Here is an 18,908-nt window from a genome sequence, read left to right as displayed (position 1 = left end):
TTAGCATGAGTAGTTTTACAGGCAAAGCCGAAGCGGATGATAACCACCTACTGAAGTAGGTGGTTTAGGGCTGAAAACAAAAAAGCTTCGCCGAAGCGAAGCTAAGTAATCGTAAGAATGAGGATAAACTATGCGTATCGACGAACCATAAGGTTCCAACTACGTTGCTGCCGTTCGAACTCTGCTTTAATTTGCTGGTACTTCATTTTCGTTACAGAACATTCGTATTTCTTTACCACACTGGCAGTTTTGGCACCGAGTACTTCTTTGCGCATCTCGTAGTATTCCTGCATGTGATGAACTAGAGTATCAAACTCGTGCTGTAGCTGATCGAGGATTGTTTGCGTGTTCGGTTTCGATTCTAGCTTTTCTCTTGCTTTCTTCAAAAGTTGACTAGCACGGGCTTTTTCAATTCTAAATGTAGGCGTTGTGCGCAACTTAGATGTGAGTCCTAACCAAGAACATGACTTTATCAACCACTTCGTTGGGTCGTAATGCCACCAATACACGCCATTGCGATAGTCATTCTCGAAAATATGATGGAAATTATGGTAACCCTCTCCAAATGTGAAAAAGGCGAGTACACCATTATCGCGAGCAGTGTTTTTGTCTGTGAAAGTTTGCTTACCCCAAATATGTGCGAGGGAGTTAATGAAAAAAGTCGTATGGTGACTCATAAAGAGTCGAGCCGCACCAACGACCAATAACATCCCCCAGATATCACCGTAGATCAGTCCGAGCATGACTGGGAAACCAATATTAGTCAGTAGGGCAAGTGGAACATAATACTTATGCTGCCACATGACGATTTTGTCGCGCTTTAGATCACGGCAGTTTGTATATTCGTTTTCCTTTGATTTATTGTAATCACGTAACATCCACCCAATGTGAGAATACCAAAAACCCCGCTTGGCGGAGTACGGATCTTTACCGTTATTGTCGACATGTTTGTGATGCACACGATGATCAGAAGACCAATGTAATGCACTATTTTGCAAAGAAAATGCTCCTCCAATCGCAAAAATGGCGCGCAAAATAGGATGAGCTTCGTATGTTTTGTGGCTCCAGAGACGATGATAGCCTGCTGTAATAGAAAGGTTAGTAAAACTAAATGCAATCACTCCCCAAATTAGATGTTCCCAACCCAGTCCAAAATGATATGCATACCAAGGCATTACAATAAAAGTCAGAACAAAACTGGCAGAAAATATTAATGTATTCAACCAGATAACAGGTGGTTTGTTTTGAGTCACAGGTGTATCCCTAACTTTGAGCTAACAACTGTTCGCCAGAATATCAGCGTACACATGTAAGTCAAATTAAAGTTAGACAAATGTGACTATTCCTTTGGGTGTAGATTAAGGAACTTGATGGGATATTTTGCTTTTAATTGAATAATGAGTAGTATTAAAAAATGAGCTCTGGCTTAAGGTGTATAAAATCTGCCAAGAAACAAGTGTTATAAAGGTGGAATATACCGAGACTCTATAAAGAAGCAAAAATGTAAGAAAATAGGAATACGTAATGGATTTACGATTAGCGGAATATAAGGACTACGAGCGCATTGCGCATCTTCATGCGGATAGCTGGAAGCGTCATTACCGTGGCATTCTTAGTGATAACTATCTTGAGAAAGAAGCGATTGACGACAAACTACTGATTTGGCAAACCCGTTTGACCAACCCACCATTCAATCAGCACATTGTCTTGGCGGAGGAGGGAGGTTTGCTACTTGGCTTTGTTTGTGTGTTCGGCAACCATGATTTCGAGCGTGGAACCTTTATTGACGCATTGCATGTTGATGACAGTTACCGTGGTCGTGGGATTGGTAAGCAGCTATTACTTGCTGTCGCAGAATGGCAACAGCAGTACTTTCAAGACACAGGTCTTTATTTAGAAGTTGTGTCGCAAAACATTTCTGCGATTGAATTCTATCGCCACATTGGTGGACAAGAGGATCAAGAGCGAACTTGGCGCGCACCTGATGGCAAAGAGGTGTTAGAAAAAGTATTCCGTTGGAAGAACGCCCAGTCATTAGTTAGTGGGATTGAGGAAAACGTGATTTACTCCTAACCTAGCGTTCTAAAACATTAGATAAGAGCAGTCTCAACACTGCTCTTTTTTGTTTATGCACCCTAACGTTATGTTTTATTAAAAGCTTTCTAGAAGTTAACCCCCATAGCTTTTAGTTCGAGCTCACATTGCTGAGCATTTTCAAACTGAATAGCAGCCATGCCAACTGCTCGGGCACCTTCAACATTGTAAGGCATGTCATCAATAAATACTGTCTCTTCGGGGTTAAGCTGATACTTTGAAAGTAGAGTTTGGTAGATCTCCGCTTGTGGTTTTAGTAATTGAACTTCAGAAGAGATGATTGCTCCATCAAACAGTGGCCAAAACTCATAGGTAGTACGAAGATGTTCCACAATTTCGTTGATGTTGTCTGTGAGCGCATATACGCCATATCCGGCACTTTTTACTCGTTTTAACAGCTCTATACTGCCGTAAAGTAGTATTTGAGTGTGTTTTACATAATAAAAGAAGCGGTCTATTTCTTCCGTCGTTACTTGGTGTTCACGTTGATAACGCTGTTTTGCTTCCCTTTCGGAGATCGTCCCTTTATTTAAATCTTTCCAGATTTGTGATGAAAATAGCATCTGAGCCATTTTCTCTGACTCTACGGAACCACCAAATGTTAAGCGAACGATTTCTACTGGAGACCAGCGTACCAATACATTACCTACATCAAAAATGACATTTTTTATCTGGACAGAATTCATAACACATCCCAAGCCAATTGTTCTTCACCACGCTATATGCGGTGAGTACTGTTTTTGAATCGTTGGAAAGTCGTGCCAAAGGCGCGACTTAAGTTTCTTGCACAAAATGAGATTAACATCCAATTGGATACAGAGCGATTATCGCAAAATTGCACTAAACTATATGCAACTTTGTTTATTTGGTTGTAAATCAAGTGTAGCTGTCTTAAAAGATTGAAACTAAAGATAAGTATTGCGAGCTGTTTACGTCATTTCGCGCTGCTTATAAATGATGATTAATATATAATTAGTTAATAATAAAACGATAAAAGTGAATCAAAATCACACTATTGTGCGTCAGGCGGAGTAAGCAAAACAGATTATATGGACTCGATACGTAAGGTTTATCAATATGCAGAACCAAACCTAACTCTCGTTGGCTGGATGGGGTTTCTTGGCTTTCCGCTGTACTACTTTGTCTGGGAGTTTGCCTTTCCACAGGCTTATGAAAATTTACCTCTTAGATTGTTTTGCTCGTTATTGTTTTTCGGCATCATTTTTAGAAACCGCTTATCATCGACTTGGAGAGATTATGTTCCTATTTACTACCAAGTGACGATAACGCTGTGCTTACCGTTTTTCTTTTTTTATATGTTACTGATGAATGACTGGTCCAATGTATGGGTTATGTCGTTTATGTCTGCAATTTTCTTACACATTTTACTGGTTCATGTTACTAGGGTCATGTTTGCTCAAACCTTTGCTGGGATAGGTTTAGCAACATTCTTCGCTTGGGTTGCAAAAGGGTTCCATCTTGACTTGACCATGGATTGGACTCATGTGCCAATCTTTCTGTTTATTTATGTCTTCGGTAATTTGTTCTATTTTCGTAACCAAGTTGAACATGAAGCGAAAGTCTCGCTGGCAAAATCATTCGGGGCAGGGATCGCACATGAAATGCGTAACCCGTTGAGTGGGCTTTGCACTTCAATAGATGTTATCCAGTCGATCTTGCCCAACATGAAAGAGGCAGGAAAAGAGCAGTACGTCATGAGTGTAGAGGATGTCACCTTATTACGTGAAGTGAGTCAGGATGCAATGAACATTATCCAATCGGGTAATGAAACCATCGATTTATTGCTAACTTCGATTGATGAAAATCGAGTTTCTCGTTCTAGCTTCAAAAAATATTCAGTTCACTCGGTCGTTGAACGGGCAATTGAAAGCTTCAGTTATAAACGTGCCACTGATCGATTTGCCATATCGCTGGATGCGAGAAGTGAGTTTGAGTTTCTAGGTAGTGATACATTACTTAAATACGTTATGTATAACCTCTTCAAGAATGCCTTCCATCACCGTAAATCTGAAGATTTTCACATACATGTATCCATGATAAGTTCAGAACGCTTTAATCAAATTGTTGTAACCGATAATGGTGCTGGCATTGCTCCTGATGTTCTACGCAATATCTTTCAAGACTTTTACACCACTGGCAAATCAGGAAGTTATGGTTTGGGTCTACCGTTTTGTAAAAAAGTCATGCGTTCATTTGGGGGGAACATTGAGTGTCAATCTCAGTTAGGGGAGTGGTCTCAATTTACGTTAACTTTCCCACTAACGACATCTGATACCGTTACTGAAATCAAAAACGATCTGACTAAACTCAAAACCATTCTAACGGTGACTAGCCAAGATATCTTGGTGTCTAAAGTAACAGATATTAGCCGTTTTATGGGCTTTGACTCGACGATTTTAGATGCCAACCAAGTACTCAAAAAGAAAGAGTACGAGTTCGAATTCGATCTGATTTTTATCGATCTTGAGAGCTTAGATCCAAGAGCAAACCAATTGGATAGATTAGAATCTCTCTTGTCTTTCACTGAAGCACGCATCGTTTATCTTTTTGAGCATCATCCGACTCAGAGAGCACGTAAGGCTGCATATGAACCTATTTGGATCGAAACGCAAGCCTGGTTATTGAATACTAAACCAACTATTGAGCGTCTCTTATATGATTCAAGCTATGTATCGACACCAACGGCCTCGGTGACGTTAGATAATTCAAATAAGCGCACAATTATGGTCGTGGATGATAATGAATCTTTGCGTAAATTCACGGCAATGTTACTTGAAAAGCAAGGCTTTGAAGTGATTCAGAAAGAAGACGGGCAGCAGGCTCTGGATACACTAGAGCAAGAAGATGTTGATCTCATTCTGATGGATATCGAAATGCCAATTATGGATGGTGTAGAAGCGTCTAGGCGAATTCGAAGCTCGGATAAAAACTATGCGTCGGTACCTATTATTGCACATACAGGGGATAGTTCACCTGTCACGTTGGACAAAATTGGGTCTTCGGGTATGTCTGACTTCATCGTAAAACCGGCGGATAAAAATCGTTTGTTCGATAAAATCGCAAACTGGATCTAATCATTCGCGACTTGTTTTCTTGAGGCGAGTTGCTCACAACGAATAATACGAATAAAGAGCTCAGCAAAACTGTTGAGCTCTTTAGTTTTATCTACACACTAACTTACACAAACTCTAAGTCAGGGTGTGCAAATGCTTGTTGGCAGACAGTGAGTACATGATCAACTTCAGCAGCTGTCATGTCTGCATTGACTGAAAAACGGATGATGTTTTTGTTCCTTCCAGTTGCAGGGCGGCAAAACACTGCGCCGTAAACATTTCGCTCTTCGAGAAAGTCGCGGACTCGCTCAGTGTTTCTCTCGTTACCACATTCTAATGCGATAATTTGTGATTCACTGCGAATAGTAAATCCAATGCGTTTTAAACCAACGGCTAAAGACTTGGCTCTTTCAAACAGAATATCTCGCTTATCATCTGATTTTCTTATGACGTCCAGTGTTTTCTCTAGCCGAATGATCTCTTGCGGTAATACGGTAGAACTAAATATTGCAGGGTACGCCACAAATGGAAGCGTCTTCGCCAGTTTTTCTGGGCCTAAAATCGCGCCAGCACGATAAGCAAATGTCTTGGCAAGACTAACGGTAATAAAATCTACCTTATGAGTTAAGCCAAGACCCTGCAGTATCCCCGCACCTTGTGGACCGTGTGTACCTAAAGAGTGTGATTCATCTACAACCAGGCCGCAGTCAAACTCCTGTGCTATTTCGTAGATATCACGTAGAGGAGCGATGGTCCCGATAGTGCTGTAAACCGAATCCACAACAATGATCCCTGAACCGTGACGTGAAATCTGTTTTCTTAGGTGACTGGTGTTGTTATGCATGAACGGATGAATTTGTGCTCCGGCAATACGTGCGCCTTCCCACAAAGACATATGTGCAAAGAAATCAATGTACACAGGTATGTTCGGTGCACAAATAGTCTGCAATAAACCGACATTCGCAGCCCAACCAGATTGAGAAAGTAGACAACTAGGCATACCAACGAAACTGGCTAGTTGCGTTTCAAATACAGGTTTCGATTCATCGTCTTGTAAGAAAATCGCGGACATCACGACGTTGTCATCGTGCTGGGAAATCGCATCACGATGCGCGTTTTGAATCTCCTTATTATGAGACAGTGCAAGGTAATCATTGCTTTGCAGGACAACGGCATTACACGGTGGGCGTTTACCAAGAACAAGGTGTTTTTTGTTCTCATTCGGTTCGATTAGATCTTGAATATAAAAATCTAGGCGTTCCTCGATAAAGGAGGGAAGTGGTTTGCTTTGTATAGTTTCACTCATAATAAATCTCTTCTTCATATGGAAAAACGCCAGCGCTGACACTTATTCATATTGCGGATTTTGGGGAGAGTGTCACTAACCAGGTTGCATAAGTTTGCAGACCCTTGCAAACTCGACATTTGAGGGTTGGATGGTGGCTGTAACTCTATAGGGGCCCGGGGTCTAAACTAGTTTGTGCTTAAAGTTTATACGGCGATTTTGCGGTGTTTTTTCGTGCTTCATATCTGGATTTTGGATGAGGAATATAAAGTTTGAAAAGTGAAAAAAATGGGCGCATTAGATAACAAAAAAGGCGCGAAAATCGCGCCTTGAAACATGAGTAGATAAAAGACAAGCTTATCGCTTATTACGTAAATAGCGCTTACGACGCTCTTCTTTACGCTTCGCTTTTTCTTCTTCTTTACGGGCGGTCTCAATCTCGACTTCAATCAGCTCTTGAGTGATCATTTCTGGGCGTTCTAATGTAATTTGGCCCAAAGTGCCTTGGCGAAGTTCGTGCAATAAGATCTCTGATACTTTGTGTAAGTCAACACGTCCACCTGCACGTAGTGCACCGCGGCGACGACCAATTTCTTCCATGATCTCGATATCTGATTCTGGAAGCTCTTCAATTTGATAACGCTCTTTAAGTTTGTCTGCATAATGAGCTGCTAGGTATTCAATGGTATAGAATGCGACTTCGTCATATTCCATCGCTGTATCTTTTACCGCGCCAGTAGCCGCAAGGCGGAAGCCACTGTGTGGATTTTCCACTTTTGGCCATAAAATCCCTGGAGTATCAGATAATACGATGCCATTTTGCAGGTTGATACGTTGTTGACGACGTGTAACCGCGGGTTGGTTACCTGTTACAGCGATTGTTCGGCCTGCGAGGGTGTTAATGATCGTCGACTTTCCAACGTTTGGGATGCCCATGATCATGGTGCGAATGTTTTTACCAATTTCTTCTCGGTGTGGGGCAAGTTTGCGGCAAAGCTCCATGATTCGATGCACTTCTTGTGGTTCAGAAGTCGTGATCGCCATTGCTTTTACATGTTGCTCTTGCTCCAAGTGCTCAATCCACAGTTGAGTTAACTCTGGATCGGCCAAATCACGTTTGTTCAAAACTTTAACGACAGGTTTGTCACCACGGATTTGAGAAATCAAAGGGTTTTCACTACTGAAAGGAATACGAGCATCCAGTACTTCGATGATCACATCCACTTGAGGGATTGCTTCTTCGATCTCTTTACGTGCTTTGTGCATGTGGCCAGGAAACCACTGGATTGAGTTATTAACCATTTGAATTTAATACCTTAATTTTTCTAATGCTCCAGCGGTTGTAAAAGTAGCAATGTGAATCTTGAGTGACACAATACTAGAACGCATTTTCTAAAACTGTGTTTACTTCAAGCTGCTCGAAACCGCGGAGTTGAGCTTTCTTTCATGTTAATACGCCAGTTTATCATGGAATGATGATGAATCATTCAAGATGAAAGTAAAAAGCTATGGCGTGCAAACCTAAAAGCACACATCCCTTATGTATACCGACTCGCAGTGAATATCCGTCTGGGTGAGAGACCGAACGCAAACACTGTGTAGTCAAAGGTGGATTGTGTTGTCAGATTGTTCTGACGAATTTTGGTTTTTTGGTTTTATATCAAAGCTTTATTTTTATTTCGCTATTGAGCGAAGTTTGACTTTTATCTGACAAAAACTAGTCTGAGCTTCCATTCAGAGGAAGCAGTCATGCTCAGTATTCTTAGAAGTATTACGGTATCGTCCGTCGCCTTAATTTTTTTAGCGAGTTCTTTTTGCTCAACTGCCAAACAGAGTCCTAAACCGAAGGTCATCGTTGGTGTTATTGCGCAAGACGAAGCTAAAGACTCGTTTGACGGTAGCGTTGGTCCTTCGTACGGAATTAGTCTTGAGTATTTGTCTAACATTACTAAAGCTTTGGATTATGAGTTAGAACTTCGGACTTACAAGCATATTCCGTCTTTACTTGCGGATGTCGAAAGCAAGAGGATTGATGGTGCGGTTGGATTTAGTAAAACAGCAGCAAGAGAAAAGCGTTTCTTGTTTTCGATGCCTTTTTTTTCGAGCACTATCGCTGTTTGGTATCGGAATGCCACTTACCGAGATAGTGATGCGCGTGATCTTAAATGGGTGTGTGTTGAGGGCAGTGTATATTGTGACAACCTCACTGAACGCGGTATCGATAAGATACATTACGTTAAAACACGTTTAGAGGCGTTTAATGAAGTTAAGCGAGGTAAAGCGAACGCGCTGATTTACACTTATGTTGGTATTACCCAATATTTGGATTTGAATGACATTGTAAAAGGGGTTGTCGATATTCCCAGTTGGTTGAAAAACGAAGAGGTGAGTTTTATCGCTTCGTTGGACAAACAACGTCTGATCGATGACATCAACAAAATCCTTCAGTGGGAGCAAAATGGAAAAAACATTCGCTCCGTCGCCTCGAAAAATCCTTACCATATCAGTGATAAGTTATTGGTAGATTACCGACGTAATCATCAAAACAAACTAGTGATAACTTACAGCAGCAGTGACGAAGCTTATCCGTTTCTCTACCGAGATTCGCAAACGGGTGAGTTAGACGGTTTCTTTCCAGACTTCATCGACTTATTGCAGTCTCGTACTGGCTTGAGCTTTAAGTATGTGAAACCGACGTCGAGCCTTTCCAATGGATTAACGGCATTTGATGCCGATATAGTCCCCATCTCTTATGTGGGTGATCTACCTAAGTCAGACTGGTTGTTCACTAAACCATTCATGCACAGTAATTACGTGGCTATCCAAGCGGAGCAGAGCAAGCGCGATAAATCTGCACTGAAAGAAGCGGGTATTCTGCTCACTTTGAAAAAGCAAGGGTTAGTTCATTTGGGCACTTGGCAGCAAGGCCAAGTTGATCATTATGATGATTTGAAAAAGCTGCTTACCGATTTGAAATCGGGCGTTTTGGATGTGGCTTACATTCCTGACGACATCGTTCACAACATGATTGCACAAGATCAAGTCGATGGCTTGGTGATCAATGCGGAGGACGTTTTGACGTTCTCTAATGCATTTGCGGTTGCAAACCACAATACACAACTTCAACACATGTTGAACAGCATCATCGAAACCATTGATTCTAACGAGATCGAAAAACTGCTGCGTTCTCACCGAAGCTTCAAACTGACTTATGGCTATGACGCGGAGCAGATCGCTACATTTGTTGTTGCTGGTTCATTCATATTCTGTCTCATGTTAATTGCGGCGTATTTCATCTTATCTCACATGCGACTTAAAGTGAGGTTAGCCGAATTTAATGCTGACAATGAGGAAGCGGAAAAGCAATGGCTGATGGACATAATCAAAGAGATCAATAGCTTGGTTTTTATCCATAGTGAAAATAACCATATGGAGATGAGTAATTGTGCCAACTACAACAGTAAACAGTGCCAACAATGTAAGTTGAAAAGTGATTCTACGCACGCTCCTCTGGTGAATAATTTTGATGAACTGACCACTGTTATTGCTGGAAAGCGTGTTTCAGAAGAGGTTGCCTCATCGGGCTGTGAACTTGATATTAAACATGTATATCGAGAACGCAAAGTCATCGCTTCTCCTAGCGGTAAGAACAAGTTTGTACTGACTGTTATTCAAGATATTACCCAGCAAAAAGAACGTGAGCAGGCGTTAATCGATGCGCAAAAAGAAGCGCAAACCGCGGTACGTGCGCGCGAAAACTTTTTGGCAACCATGAGTCACGAATTAAGAACGCCATTGTCGGCAGCACACGGCATCCTCGATTTGCTAAATCGCCAAGTGATGGCAGATTCAAATCGCGAGTTAATTGCCCAAGCCATACGCTCGCTCAATCATTTGAATACGCTAGTAGACGAAGTACTGGATTATTCAAAGTTAGAGGCAGGGCACTTAACCGTCGCCCCAGTTAAGACCGACTTGCTTAAAACCTTGTGCGATGTGTTTCGAAGCTTTGAACCACGAGCGCTTGCGAAAGGTTTGGATTACAAAGTGACAATCAAACCATTTTCGAATGCTTTCATTGAAATCGACGCGCTGCGATTGGTGCAAATTACCACCAATCTGCTCTCCAATGCGGTGAAATTCACTGCCGAAGGAGAGGTTGGAATCAGTGTCATTCTTCATGAAAAGCAGCTTATTTTGAAAGTGGCGGATTCAGGTATCGGCATGACGGATGACCAACTCGAAGGCATTCTCAATCCTTTTGTTCAAGCGGATGACACTATTACGCGTAAATATGGCGGTACTGGATTGGGGCTAAGCATTGTTGACCGATTGATCGACAGCATGGGCGGCGTGCTCTGCATCGATTCACAATTTGGCTTGGGCACGACGATTACCGTCAGACTGCCAATTGAGCATTGCGACTCTGAGCCAGACGTTTGTTTGAACTGGACGTATAGCGAGAGCTTACCACTTAATGTTCGCCAGTGGTGTGACGCGTGGAAAATGCGTCCAGCGACGTTAAAAACAATGGTGGCGAACCTTCACCCTATACACGACAGCGATGCCAGTTTTAATGGCCTAATGCTGCGTGACGAACAAAGGGTACTTGGCAGTCTTACGCTAAGAGAGCTTCAATATCCAGATACATTGTTCAATTTGCTCAGCCAAACGCAGCAAGAAACCAAGCTTAGTGACGCAAATCAAGAAGTGGTTTCTTGGGTTCTCGGCACGGTACTGGTCGCAGAAGATAATCCCATTAACCAAAGTGTGATAGCAATGCAGCTTCATGAACTTGGAATCGAACCTGTCATTGTGAATAACGGCCGCGAAGCATGGGAATACATCAACCAAGATGAAAACGTTGTGTTGCTGCTGACCGATTTTCATATGCCAGAAATGGATGGCTATGAGCTTGTTAGGCACGTGAAAAACTCCGAATTTAAAGCAATTCCAATCATCGGTGTGACAGCAGAAGATGCTCGTCTTGCCATTGAACGTACACAGGATATCGGCATTGATGATGTGCTCTACAAGCCCTATGACCTTAATCAATTAAAAACCGTTTTGATTCCATTTATTGGCGAAAAAGAGAGGGGTAGGCTGCCCGGCTGGATTAAACGGTTCAAAGCACAGGACGCAAAAGAGATTGCGCGCGTGTTTAGTCAATCAATGTCTACAGATATAAAAAACTTAAACGCCGCATCGACTGAGCGAGACAAAAAACGGGTCATTCATGGCATCAAAGGAGCGGTTGGGGCGATAGGGGTAAGCATGCTGACTGAGCTTTGTATTGAGGCAGAACGAGTTAGTGCTGCGGAGTTTGACAGGCGAACAGCGGAGCTAATTTTACGAATCGAGCAGGAGATCGAAAACATAAACTATTGGGTAGAGACAAATGAATACACAACTTAATGTGATGGTGATTGATGACCATCCGCTACAAACCACAATACTTTCGCAAATATTGGATCGCTATTGCGCGCAAGTCATCCCCTTTAACTGTGTGGATGCTGCTATTCAGAGTGTGCAGGAACAACATTTTGACGTAATTTTTTGTGATATCCAAATGCCCGGAAAAGACGGCATCGATATGATGGAAATGCTCGATAAAGTCCAGTACCAGGGGCAAGTTGTACTGGTCAGTGCAATGGAATTGACCATTATTTCTGCGGTAAGAGCCATGTGCGAGGGATTTAGTTTTGAAGTATTAGGGAAGCTGCCTAAGCCATACGATGAAAATGAAGTCGTTGATTTGTTAGGTAAAATAAAAGATGAAAAAGCGAAACAAGTCAGCTTTGCGCAACCTATTGAAGTGGAAGATCAAGAATTCCTGTTTGCTCTGGCTGAAGGGCGCGTGAAAAATTATTACCAGCCTTTAGTCGATGTGCAAAGTGGGAAAGTGCTTGGGTATGAAGCGCTCGCGCGTTGGAATCACCCCATTTATGGTGTGTTAGCACCTCATTATTTTTTGCCAATTGTAGAGCGTTGCCGCCTTTCAGGAGAGTTGTTTCAAGCTGTATTGAGTAATGTTATCTATGACATGAAACACCGCGGATTGACGCAAAACGTATCCATCAATGTAGACCATGAAAATTTAGAAGATACGGCGTTCTCTCACTACTTTTTACAGCAATGTTCAGAGAGCGAGATTGACCCATCACAAATCACCATTGAAATTACAGAGCGAGATACATTTCAGACTAGCGCGTCCCTGTACAAGAATTTACTCAAGTTGAGGATGAACGGTGTCACTGTCTCAATAGATGATTTTGGCACGGGTTCATCGACGTTTGAAAAACTGGCTCAACTGCCATTCAACGAGTTAAAAATCGATCGTTCGTTTGTACAAGGTGTCGAATGCGACATCAAAAAACGCAACATCGTTGTTGCTATTTGCGCGTTAGCGAAAAGTTTGAATATACGACTGGTCGCGGAAGGTATTGAAGACGAAGTCACACTGCAAGCGATACGTGAGTATGGGATTGATCTTTGCCAAGGCTTTTACATTGATAAACCCATGCCACTAGAAGCCATAACCATACTAAATGAAAGATATGAATAAATTGAATTACTTGATCTTTGACGATCATCCTCTCGTTTGTGTTGCAATCAAGTCGTTGTTGGAAGAGTTAGGTAAAACAAATGGGGTATTTACTGCAACATCAGCGAAGATGGCATTACAAATATTGAAAAAGGAAGAAATTCAACTGTTGATCTTAGATGTGAACTTGGCAGATTGCGATGGGTTTGATTTCTACAAACGTATCAAATCCCATGGTTATGAAGGCAAAGTCATTTTCTTCTCCGCTGAAACTAGCCAAATGTACAGCCAAATGGCTTTTCGTTCTGGCGCTGATGGCTATGTGTGTAAATCGGAAAATCACGACATTCTTAAAGACGCGATAGAAGCGGTAGAGAAGGGGTATACCTTCTTCAAATTTAAGCAAGTTGTTAACAGCGTTCGAGAAATGTCACAACTTTCAAGCAGAGAAAGTGCAGTAATGAAGTATTTACTACAAGGAAAGTCCAATAGAGAAATCGCTTCAGTGCTATCAATAAGTGATAAAACAGTCAGCACATACAAACGCCGTCTATTGGATAAATTTAACGTAAAGAACATTGTTGAGCTAACAAGAGTGGCGGGGGCGTAAGACCGCATCATGACACTTAAAAGTATCGCGTTGTCTCTTTTCATCGCAACATTACTATTCGTCACTTCTGTCACAATGATTGGTGCGGTGTTAATTTCTTATGAAGTAAAGCAGTTCAACACTTACGCGAATAATTTAGCCAAAATAAAACAAAAAGTAATTCTCATGGGGCTATTGACGGAAGCGCAGCTCGAGCAATACAAAGGCATGAGCGTGAGTGAAGTAGAAGCGCAAACAGAGCTGAGCTTTCAAGATGCGATTTACTCCCTGTCACCTTATGAAAAACTTAATTACGTTGAAGCTGTTGCACGGAAATCGCTTCATCAGGCTGAAGCGTATTTATCAAATGCGTTCAATCGACAAAATGCCGTTATGTATTTTCGTTCTTATACTGGAAACAAACTCATCTTAGAGAGACCGATTGAAGCGTTAGAGGGAGTGAAAGCCACATTTGATGTTGATTGGTGTAAAAGTAATTATTCTTGTGTGTTAGCTGCGTGGAAAGAGCAACTGACGGACCGGGTATTGTTTTCCCTACCATTTAAAACGACATACTCCGATGACATGGCGATAAGCATCATGAGTCCGGTTTACTTTCAAGGTGAGTTAGTGGGGGAGTTCTCGGAACAATTGTACCTCTCGCCGCTTTATAATGATGGGAAAGCGGTGGATGTTCAAATAGCGAATGGGAACAAGCAAATGGTGATTTATTTCGCTGGCTACCCCTTTCCATCATTCGCGTACACCCAATCATATGTCGCAGACAACAACAATCTTATCGTTTACATGTACCCATTCAGTAAAATTGTATTGGATTACGTGTTCTTGTTTATCATCTTCTTTTTCGTAACCTTAGCGTATTACAACAAAGCTTATGAATCTAAAGAGAGCAAACTTCGCCTCGCGAAAGCACTGACGAACGTGACGAAAGATGATTTAACGGGATTGTTTAACCGCAGAGTTTTTCAAGATAGCGAATTCAAACGTCGTTTGGAAACCGCGCCATATTCCGTCATTGCAATAGATGGCGATAGGATCAAGCGAATCAATGACCATTACGGTCATCATGTAGGGGACGAAGTTATTGGGATTATTGCTGATGCTATGTCTAAAGTGTTTCGAAATAGTGATTATCTAGTTCGAACTGGTGGTGATGAGTTTGTTGCGATTCTTCCGGGTTGCAGTATCAGTCAATCTTCAATATTGGCGAAGAAGCTTCGTAGTGTCGTTAAAGATAACCGACTAAAGACCTTGGATATCGAAGTTAGTGTGAGTACTGGTATCGCGGCGAATGAATTACACGAAACGCTTCAGGACGTTATTGTACGTGCAGATGAAGATCTCTATGAGATGAAAAAACACAGACAAAAGTCCCATTAAGCAGCGCTAGTATTGACTCAATGTTAAGTTACGGAACATAACCATGACATAACTGTTTGATTAATTTGACCAAACAGAATGAGTGGTCTTTTATATTAGAGCAGTCAACAAATAGTGATTGCTCTATTTATTCTCGACCTTACATTTGGTGTCGCACGTGAACAAAGATCTCGACTTAAACTTACTTAAAATACTTGTCTTACTGGATAAGCACCGTCAGCTCAAGCCCGTTGCGAAAGCGATGGGGAAGAGCGAAGCGTCAATTAGCAAATACCTTGCCCGATTGCGACTCCAGCTAAACGATGAATTGTTTATTCGGCATCCTCACCACATGGAACCGACGGACTATTTAAAACGTCAATTACCTAAAATTTCCGATGCACTCGAGAAGCTTGAAACTTGTCTAATTAGAGATGAGTTTGAACCGGAAAATTACGAAAAAGACATCACCATTTGTTTACCGCAAACCGCTCAATACTCATTTGGGCATTTACTTGCAATGGATTTAATGGCGCTGTTTCCCAAGGCGCACATTTCGATAGCAACGATTACAGAGTATACGATAGAAGAGATAATCCTAGGCAAAGTGGATGCGCAATTACATTACTTCAACGAGGATGTTCCGAAATCTGTTTATCAGAAGTTCATCGGCTATGCGCCTGCTGTGTTAGTTGTCCCTGAAGAGCTGGGAATTACCACCCTAGAAGAAGCAGCCAAACTTCCCTTTATCATGTTAGAGATTATCGGTTGGAAAGAGAAAGAGCAGCTCGTTAAGCGTGCGATGGAAAGCCACGGTATGGTCATCAACCGTATTGCGGCTCTAGACAACGTAAGCAGCGTATTGAAGCTAATTAAGCAAAAAAGCGCCGCAACCGTGCTACTTGAATATCAGGCGCCAATTGATGGATATAAATTTATAAGAGTGCCAGAGCATTTTTACCCAGATGGCTGGCCAAAAGTGGTTGTACAGGTGAAGCAAAGCTTAAGACATGATGCAATGCACCAGCTGTTAATCGGTGCTATTGCAAAATACATGAGCGCTTAGCGGCAAAACTCAATGTTTTCTGACTGAGGAATAGTATGCAGAAGTTCAATCAACGTGTCCGCATGGTACTTTTTCAGAATACGCGTTTTGTAGGTGCTGATTGTTTTAGCGCTGAGTGAAAGTTGTTCAGAAATCTTCTTATTAGAGTAGCCTTGTACAAGATAATGGAACACCATGGCTTCGCGATTTGAAAGTGTTACGTTACCCGACGATGGTGTGTGAGTCGACTTAAACATTGAGTAACCGCGTGAAACACTCACAATTGCGTCAATAATGGTCTCTCTTGTTTCATGTTTGCTTAAGAAGCCGTTTGCGCCCATTTCGTACGCGGCTTTAGAAAGACTCGAGTAGTCACGTGAAGAAACAAATAACAGTCGGCCACGATATCCCGTCGCTAAAATGTTTTTGGCTAAACGCATACCATCGCGGTCGCCAAGCACTACGTCTAAAATAATCAAATCAATCTTTTGGCCTCGAACAAGATCCATCACTTCCGCACTGTCAGTGGTTTGAATCACTTCAGCTGCGTTGATTACAGATTCAACTAGAGAAGCAAGTGCTTCGCTATACAATGGTTGAGCGTCGATAATAAGAACATTATTCAAAGTGAACCTCACCTAATACATCAACTAGTGTGCTGTCAGGCGACAGCGCAATTGGATGAATAGGATTGTAGGAAAAACCTTGCTAAGAGGAAGGAAAATGACTCTTTCCAAAAGTGAAAATCAGTGTCTTGATTATGGGAATAGCGATGTCAGGTATTGAAATACCTAGTGATAGGATGATTGCTTGAAACTTACGTTGACAGAAAACTAACAAACTGAAAGTGTTCTTTCAGTGTTCTATGCCTTCAGATTTTCTTGTGATGTTTCTAGCGCTTCGATTTAAACCCGTGTGTTAGCAAGCGCAGTTTTATACCAAGCCACTTGAAGAGAGCTTGTTCTACACTAGGCATGAGCACGCTAGCCAACTTTGTACTGATATCTGTTGGATAGGTTTGGCTATTGACGCTGAACATCACTTCAAATTATTTCTAAACTTTTCATTGACTCTGCCGCTAAAAGTGGAGGTGTTAATTCGCACTTTGGCCACTCATAATGTCGTGTTCAAAAATGAGACAATTTTACATGGTTTGGTATGGAAATGTGCGTTAGCCGTCCTTTTAATGGTTTACAAATTTTGTTGTAACGACTAAAAAGGACTTTTGGATTTTTAGCCAGAGAATGGCTTCTCATGGCGTTTGCATCAAACTTTTTCTGATGCGTATTTTTGGTTGGATAATTGGCTTTATGAGTAACGTAACCAGCACCATTTTGACAGAAAGTGGTACCAATGAGCTTGAAATCATCGAGTTTCATTTAGAAAAAACATTGCCAGATGGCAGCACAAAAACTTGTTATTACGGCATTAACGTTGCGAAAGTACGAGAAGTGATTCGCGTGCCAGAAACAACCGATTATCCAAACGCACAACCTCATATGATTGGTGTGTTCTCATCCAGAGATGTACTGACGCCTTTAGTGGATTTAGCTGGTTGGTTAGGTGTGCCAACACGACAAGATCTGGAGCGCAAGTTTGTAATCGTTACGGATTTCAACAAAATGACCAATGGCTTCTTAATTGACAGCATTTCGCGTATTCATCGTATCTCTTGGAATGATGTGGAATCACCAAGTCAGTTTTTGGAAGCGGGCGAACAAGATTGTGTAGTAGCCGTTGTCCGTAAAGAAGGCAACCTGATCATGATTCTCGACTTTGAAAAAATCATCGCAGACATCAACCCAGAACTGAGTATGGAAAAATACGATGTGAAAGGGGACAAGTCGGTGGATCTCAACCAGAGAATGGTTGGTAAGCGTAATGCGAAAACGATCATGGTGGTGGATGACTCAGCCTTTATTCGCTCTTTGATCCAAGATACATTAGCTTCTTCAGGTTACAATGTGATCACATGTAAAGACGGTGGTGAGGCGCATGAGAAGTTGATGAGCTTGATCGAGGTCGCGAAAGAAGAAAACTTGCCAGTTAAAGAGCTATTAGATGCGGTGGTTACGGACGTAGAAATGCCTCGAATGGATGGTATGCACTTAGTGAAGAGACTACGCGATACCGAAGCGTTTCATGAAATGCCGATCATTATGTTCTCGTCATTGATGAGTGAGGATAACCGAGCGAAAGCACTATCTCTTGGCGCAAATGATACGATTACCAAGCCAGAGATTGGCCGCATGGTGAATATGATGGATAAATACGTGTTTAACTTTGCGTAAAAAACCGATCAGATGAAACAAATAAGGCTGCCGATTGGCAGCCTTATTTTTATTGAGGGCAGGGAAGAATCTCTAAGGTGTAACTCTCGTTTGGAGTCTGCGGCGGCCCATATAAAATTCCGCATTGAGTTAGGCTACTATTTTTATCATCTCTTGCTGAAATGACGACTTTAATGTTGTTAGTCTGAACAATTTTCCAGTCACTATCACCGTGCTGATTCTCAAGTTCCGAGACTAATAGAGCTAAGCTTGTTTCATCTGCATCTGGGTAACCGTACCTAAATGTACAGCTAAGAGAGCCATTTAACTCACAGCTTGAGAAAGGCAGACTTTCTGGGCCCTTACCTGAACCTGCGTCAGTGTGTTTATTTGATATATATGGATAATGTTCCAACCCTGCAATCGCCATTTTCCCATAACCTACGCCTAATGCTGATGCAATAGCGCCTTTCATTCCTTCCAAACGAGCTTCACGTGCATCGCTTTGAAGGTTTAAAAAGCGTGGCGCGGCAGTGACAGCAAGAATACCGAGCACGACAATAACTACGACTAACTCTATTAGAGTAAATCCCGTTTGTTTTTTCATATTATTTTCACAGCAAGTTA

The 18,908-nt window shown here is 41.9% G+C and carries 14 protein-coding genes; 8 read left to right on the top strand and 6 right to left on the bottom strand.

Annotation, left to right across the window (positions count from 1 at the left end; all coding sequences use genetic code 11):
• Nucleotides 1-128: 128 nt before the first annotated feature.
• Nucleotides 129-1,253 (bottom strand): acyl-CoA desaturase, encoded by a 1,125-nt coding sequence (locus R7190_RS13405; RefSeq protein ID WP_171345645.1) that lies wholly within the window; start codon nucleotides 1,251-1,253, stop codon nucleotides 129-131.
• 271 nt (nucleotides 1,254-1,524) lie between these two features.
• On the opposite strand from R7190_RS13405, the gene R7190_RS13400 reads away from it, so the two are divergent.
• Entirely contained in the window at nucleotides 1,525-2,073 is a 549-nt protein-coding gene (locus R7190_RS13400; RefSeq protein ID WP_104980607.1) for a GNAT family N-acetyltransferase, read from the top strand.
• Nucleotides 2,074-2,162: 89 nt separating this feature from the next.
• Here the strand turns inward: R7190_RS13400 and R7190_RS13395 are convergent, their stop codons facing one another.
• Nucleotides 2,163-2,780, bottom strand: coding sequence for an HAD family hydrolase (locus R7190_RS13395; RefSeq protein WP_171345646.1), 618 nt, complete (start codon nucleotides 2,778-2,780; stop codon nucleotides 2,163-2,165).
• Between the two features lie 363 nt (nucleotides 2,781-3,143).
• Here R7190_RS13395 and R7190_RS13390 point away from each other — a divergent pair, with 363 nt between their 5' ends.
• Nucleotides 3,144-5,189: a response regulator gene (locus R7190_RS13390; protein ID WP_025767846.1), complete on the top strand. Its 2,046-nt coding sequence runs from the start codon at nucleotides 3,144-3,146 to the stop codon at nucleotides 5,187-5,189.
• Between the two features lie 103 nt (nucleotides 5,190-5,292).
• Here the strand turns inward: R7190_RS13390 and cqsA are convergent, their stop codons facing one another.
• A complete protein-coding gene (cqsA, locus tag R7190_RS13385) occupies nucleotides 5,293-6,474 on the bottom strand; it encodes an alpha-hydroxyketone-type quorum-sensing autoinducer synthase (RefSeq protein ID WP_017635350.1) in 1,182 nt (393 codons plus the stop codon).
• 336 nt (nucleotides 6,475-6,810) lie between these two features.
• The gene (gene ylqF / locus R7190_RS13380; protein WP_005376521.1) at nucleotides 6,811-7,755 is read right to left on the bottom strand and encodes a ribosome biogenesis GTPase YlqF; all 945 of its coding nucleotides are present in this window, start codon (nucleotides 7,753-7,755) and stop codon (nucleotides 6,811-6,813) included.
• Between the two features lie 447 nt (nucleotides 7,756-8,202).
• On the opposite strand from ylqF, the gene R7190_RS13375 reads away from it, so the two are divergent.
• From R7190_RS13375 to R7190_RS13355, 5 genes are all read left to right on the top strand, one after another.
• A complete protein-coding gene (locus tag R7190_RS13375; RefSeq protein WP_186585362.1) occupies nucleotides 8,203-11,868 on the top strand; it encodes an ATP-binding protein in 3,666 nt (1,221 codons plus the stop codon).
• Nucleotides 11,852-13,018 (top strand): EAL domain-containing protein, encoded by a 1,167-nt coding sequence (locus R7190_RS13370; RefSeq protein WP_025767844.1) that lies wholly within the window; start codon nucleotides 11,852-11,854, stop codon nucleotides 13,016-13,018. Before R7190_RS13375 ends, R7190_RS13370 begins: the two co-directional genes overlap by 17 nt.
• The gene (locus tag R7190_RS13365; RefSeq protein ID WP_025767843.1) at nucleotides 13,011-13,607 is read left to right on the top strand and encodes a response regulator transcription factor; all 597 of its coding nucleotides are present in this window, start codon (nucleotides 13,011-13,013) and stop codon (nucleotides 13,605-13,607) included. Before R7190_RS13370 ends, R7190_RS13365 begins: the two co-directional genes overlap by 8 nt.
• 9 nt (nucleotides 13,608-13,616) lie before the next feature.
• Nucleotides 13,617-14,987 carry a GGDEF domain-containing protein gene (locus R7190_RS13360; RefSeq protein WP_005376517.1) on the top strand — a complete coding sequence of 457 codons (1,371 nt, stop codon included), beginning with the start codon at nucleotides 13,617-13,619 and terminating at the stop codon, nucleotides 14,985-14,987.
• Between the two features lie 157 nt (nucleotides 14,988-15,144).
• The gene (locus R7190_RS13355; protein ID WP_025767842.1) at nucleotides 15,145-16,032 is read left to right on the top strand and encodes a LysR family transcriptional regulator; all 888 of its coding nucleotides are present in this window, start codon (nucleotides 15,145-15,147) and stop codon (nucleotides 16,030-16,032) included.
• On the opposite strand, the gene R7190_RS13350 is transcribed toward R7190_RS13355, so the two are convergent.
• Complete coding sequence (locus R7190_RS13350; RefSeq protein ID WP_017821556.1) at nucleotides 16,029-16,637, bottom strand: response regulator transcription factor; 609 nt, start codon at nucleotides 16,635-16,637, stop codon at nucleotides 16,029-16,031. The genes R7190_RS13355 and R7190_RS13350 overlap by 4 nt on opposite strands.
• Nucleotides 16,638-17,321: 684 nt before the next feature.
• Here R7190_RS13350 and R7190_RS13345 point away from each other — a divergent pair.
• Nucleotides 17,322-18,302 carry a chemotaxis protein gene (locus tag R7190_RS13345; protein ID WP_025998672.1) on the top strand — a complete coding sequence of 327 codons (981 nt, stop codon included), beginning with the start codon at nucleotides 17,322-17,324 and terminating at the stop codon, nucleotides 18,300-18,302.
• 49 nt (nucleotides 18,303-18,351) lie between these two features.
• Here R7190_RS13345 and R7190_RS13340 read toward each other — a convergent pair whose 3' ends face one another.
• Nucleotides 18,352-18,888, bottom strand: coding sequence for a prepilin-type N-terminal cleavage/methylation domain-containing protein (locus R7190_RS13340; protein ID WP_053307631.1), 537 nt, complete (start codon nucleotides 18,886-18,888; stop codon nucleotides 18,352-18,354).
• Between the last annotated feature and the right edge of the window lie 20 nt (nucleotides 18,889-18,908).

It is taken from the genome of Vibrio sp. 1078-1 (assembly GCF_033340475.1).
Note: the sequence above shows the minus strand (reverse complement) of the source record. Positions and strands in the feature narration are given on the sequence as shown.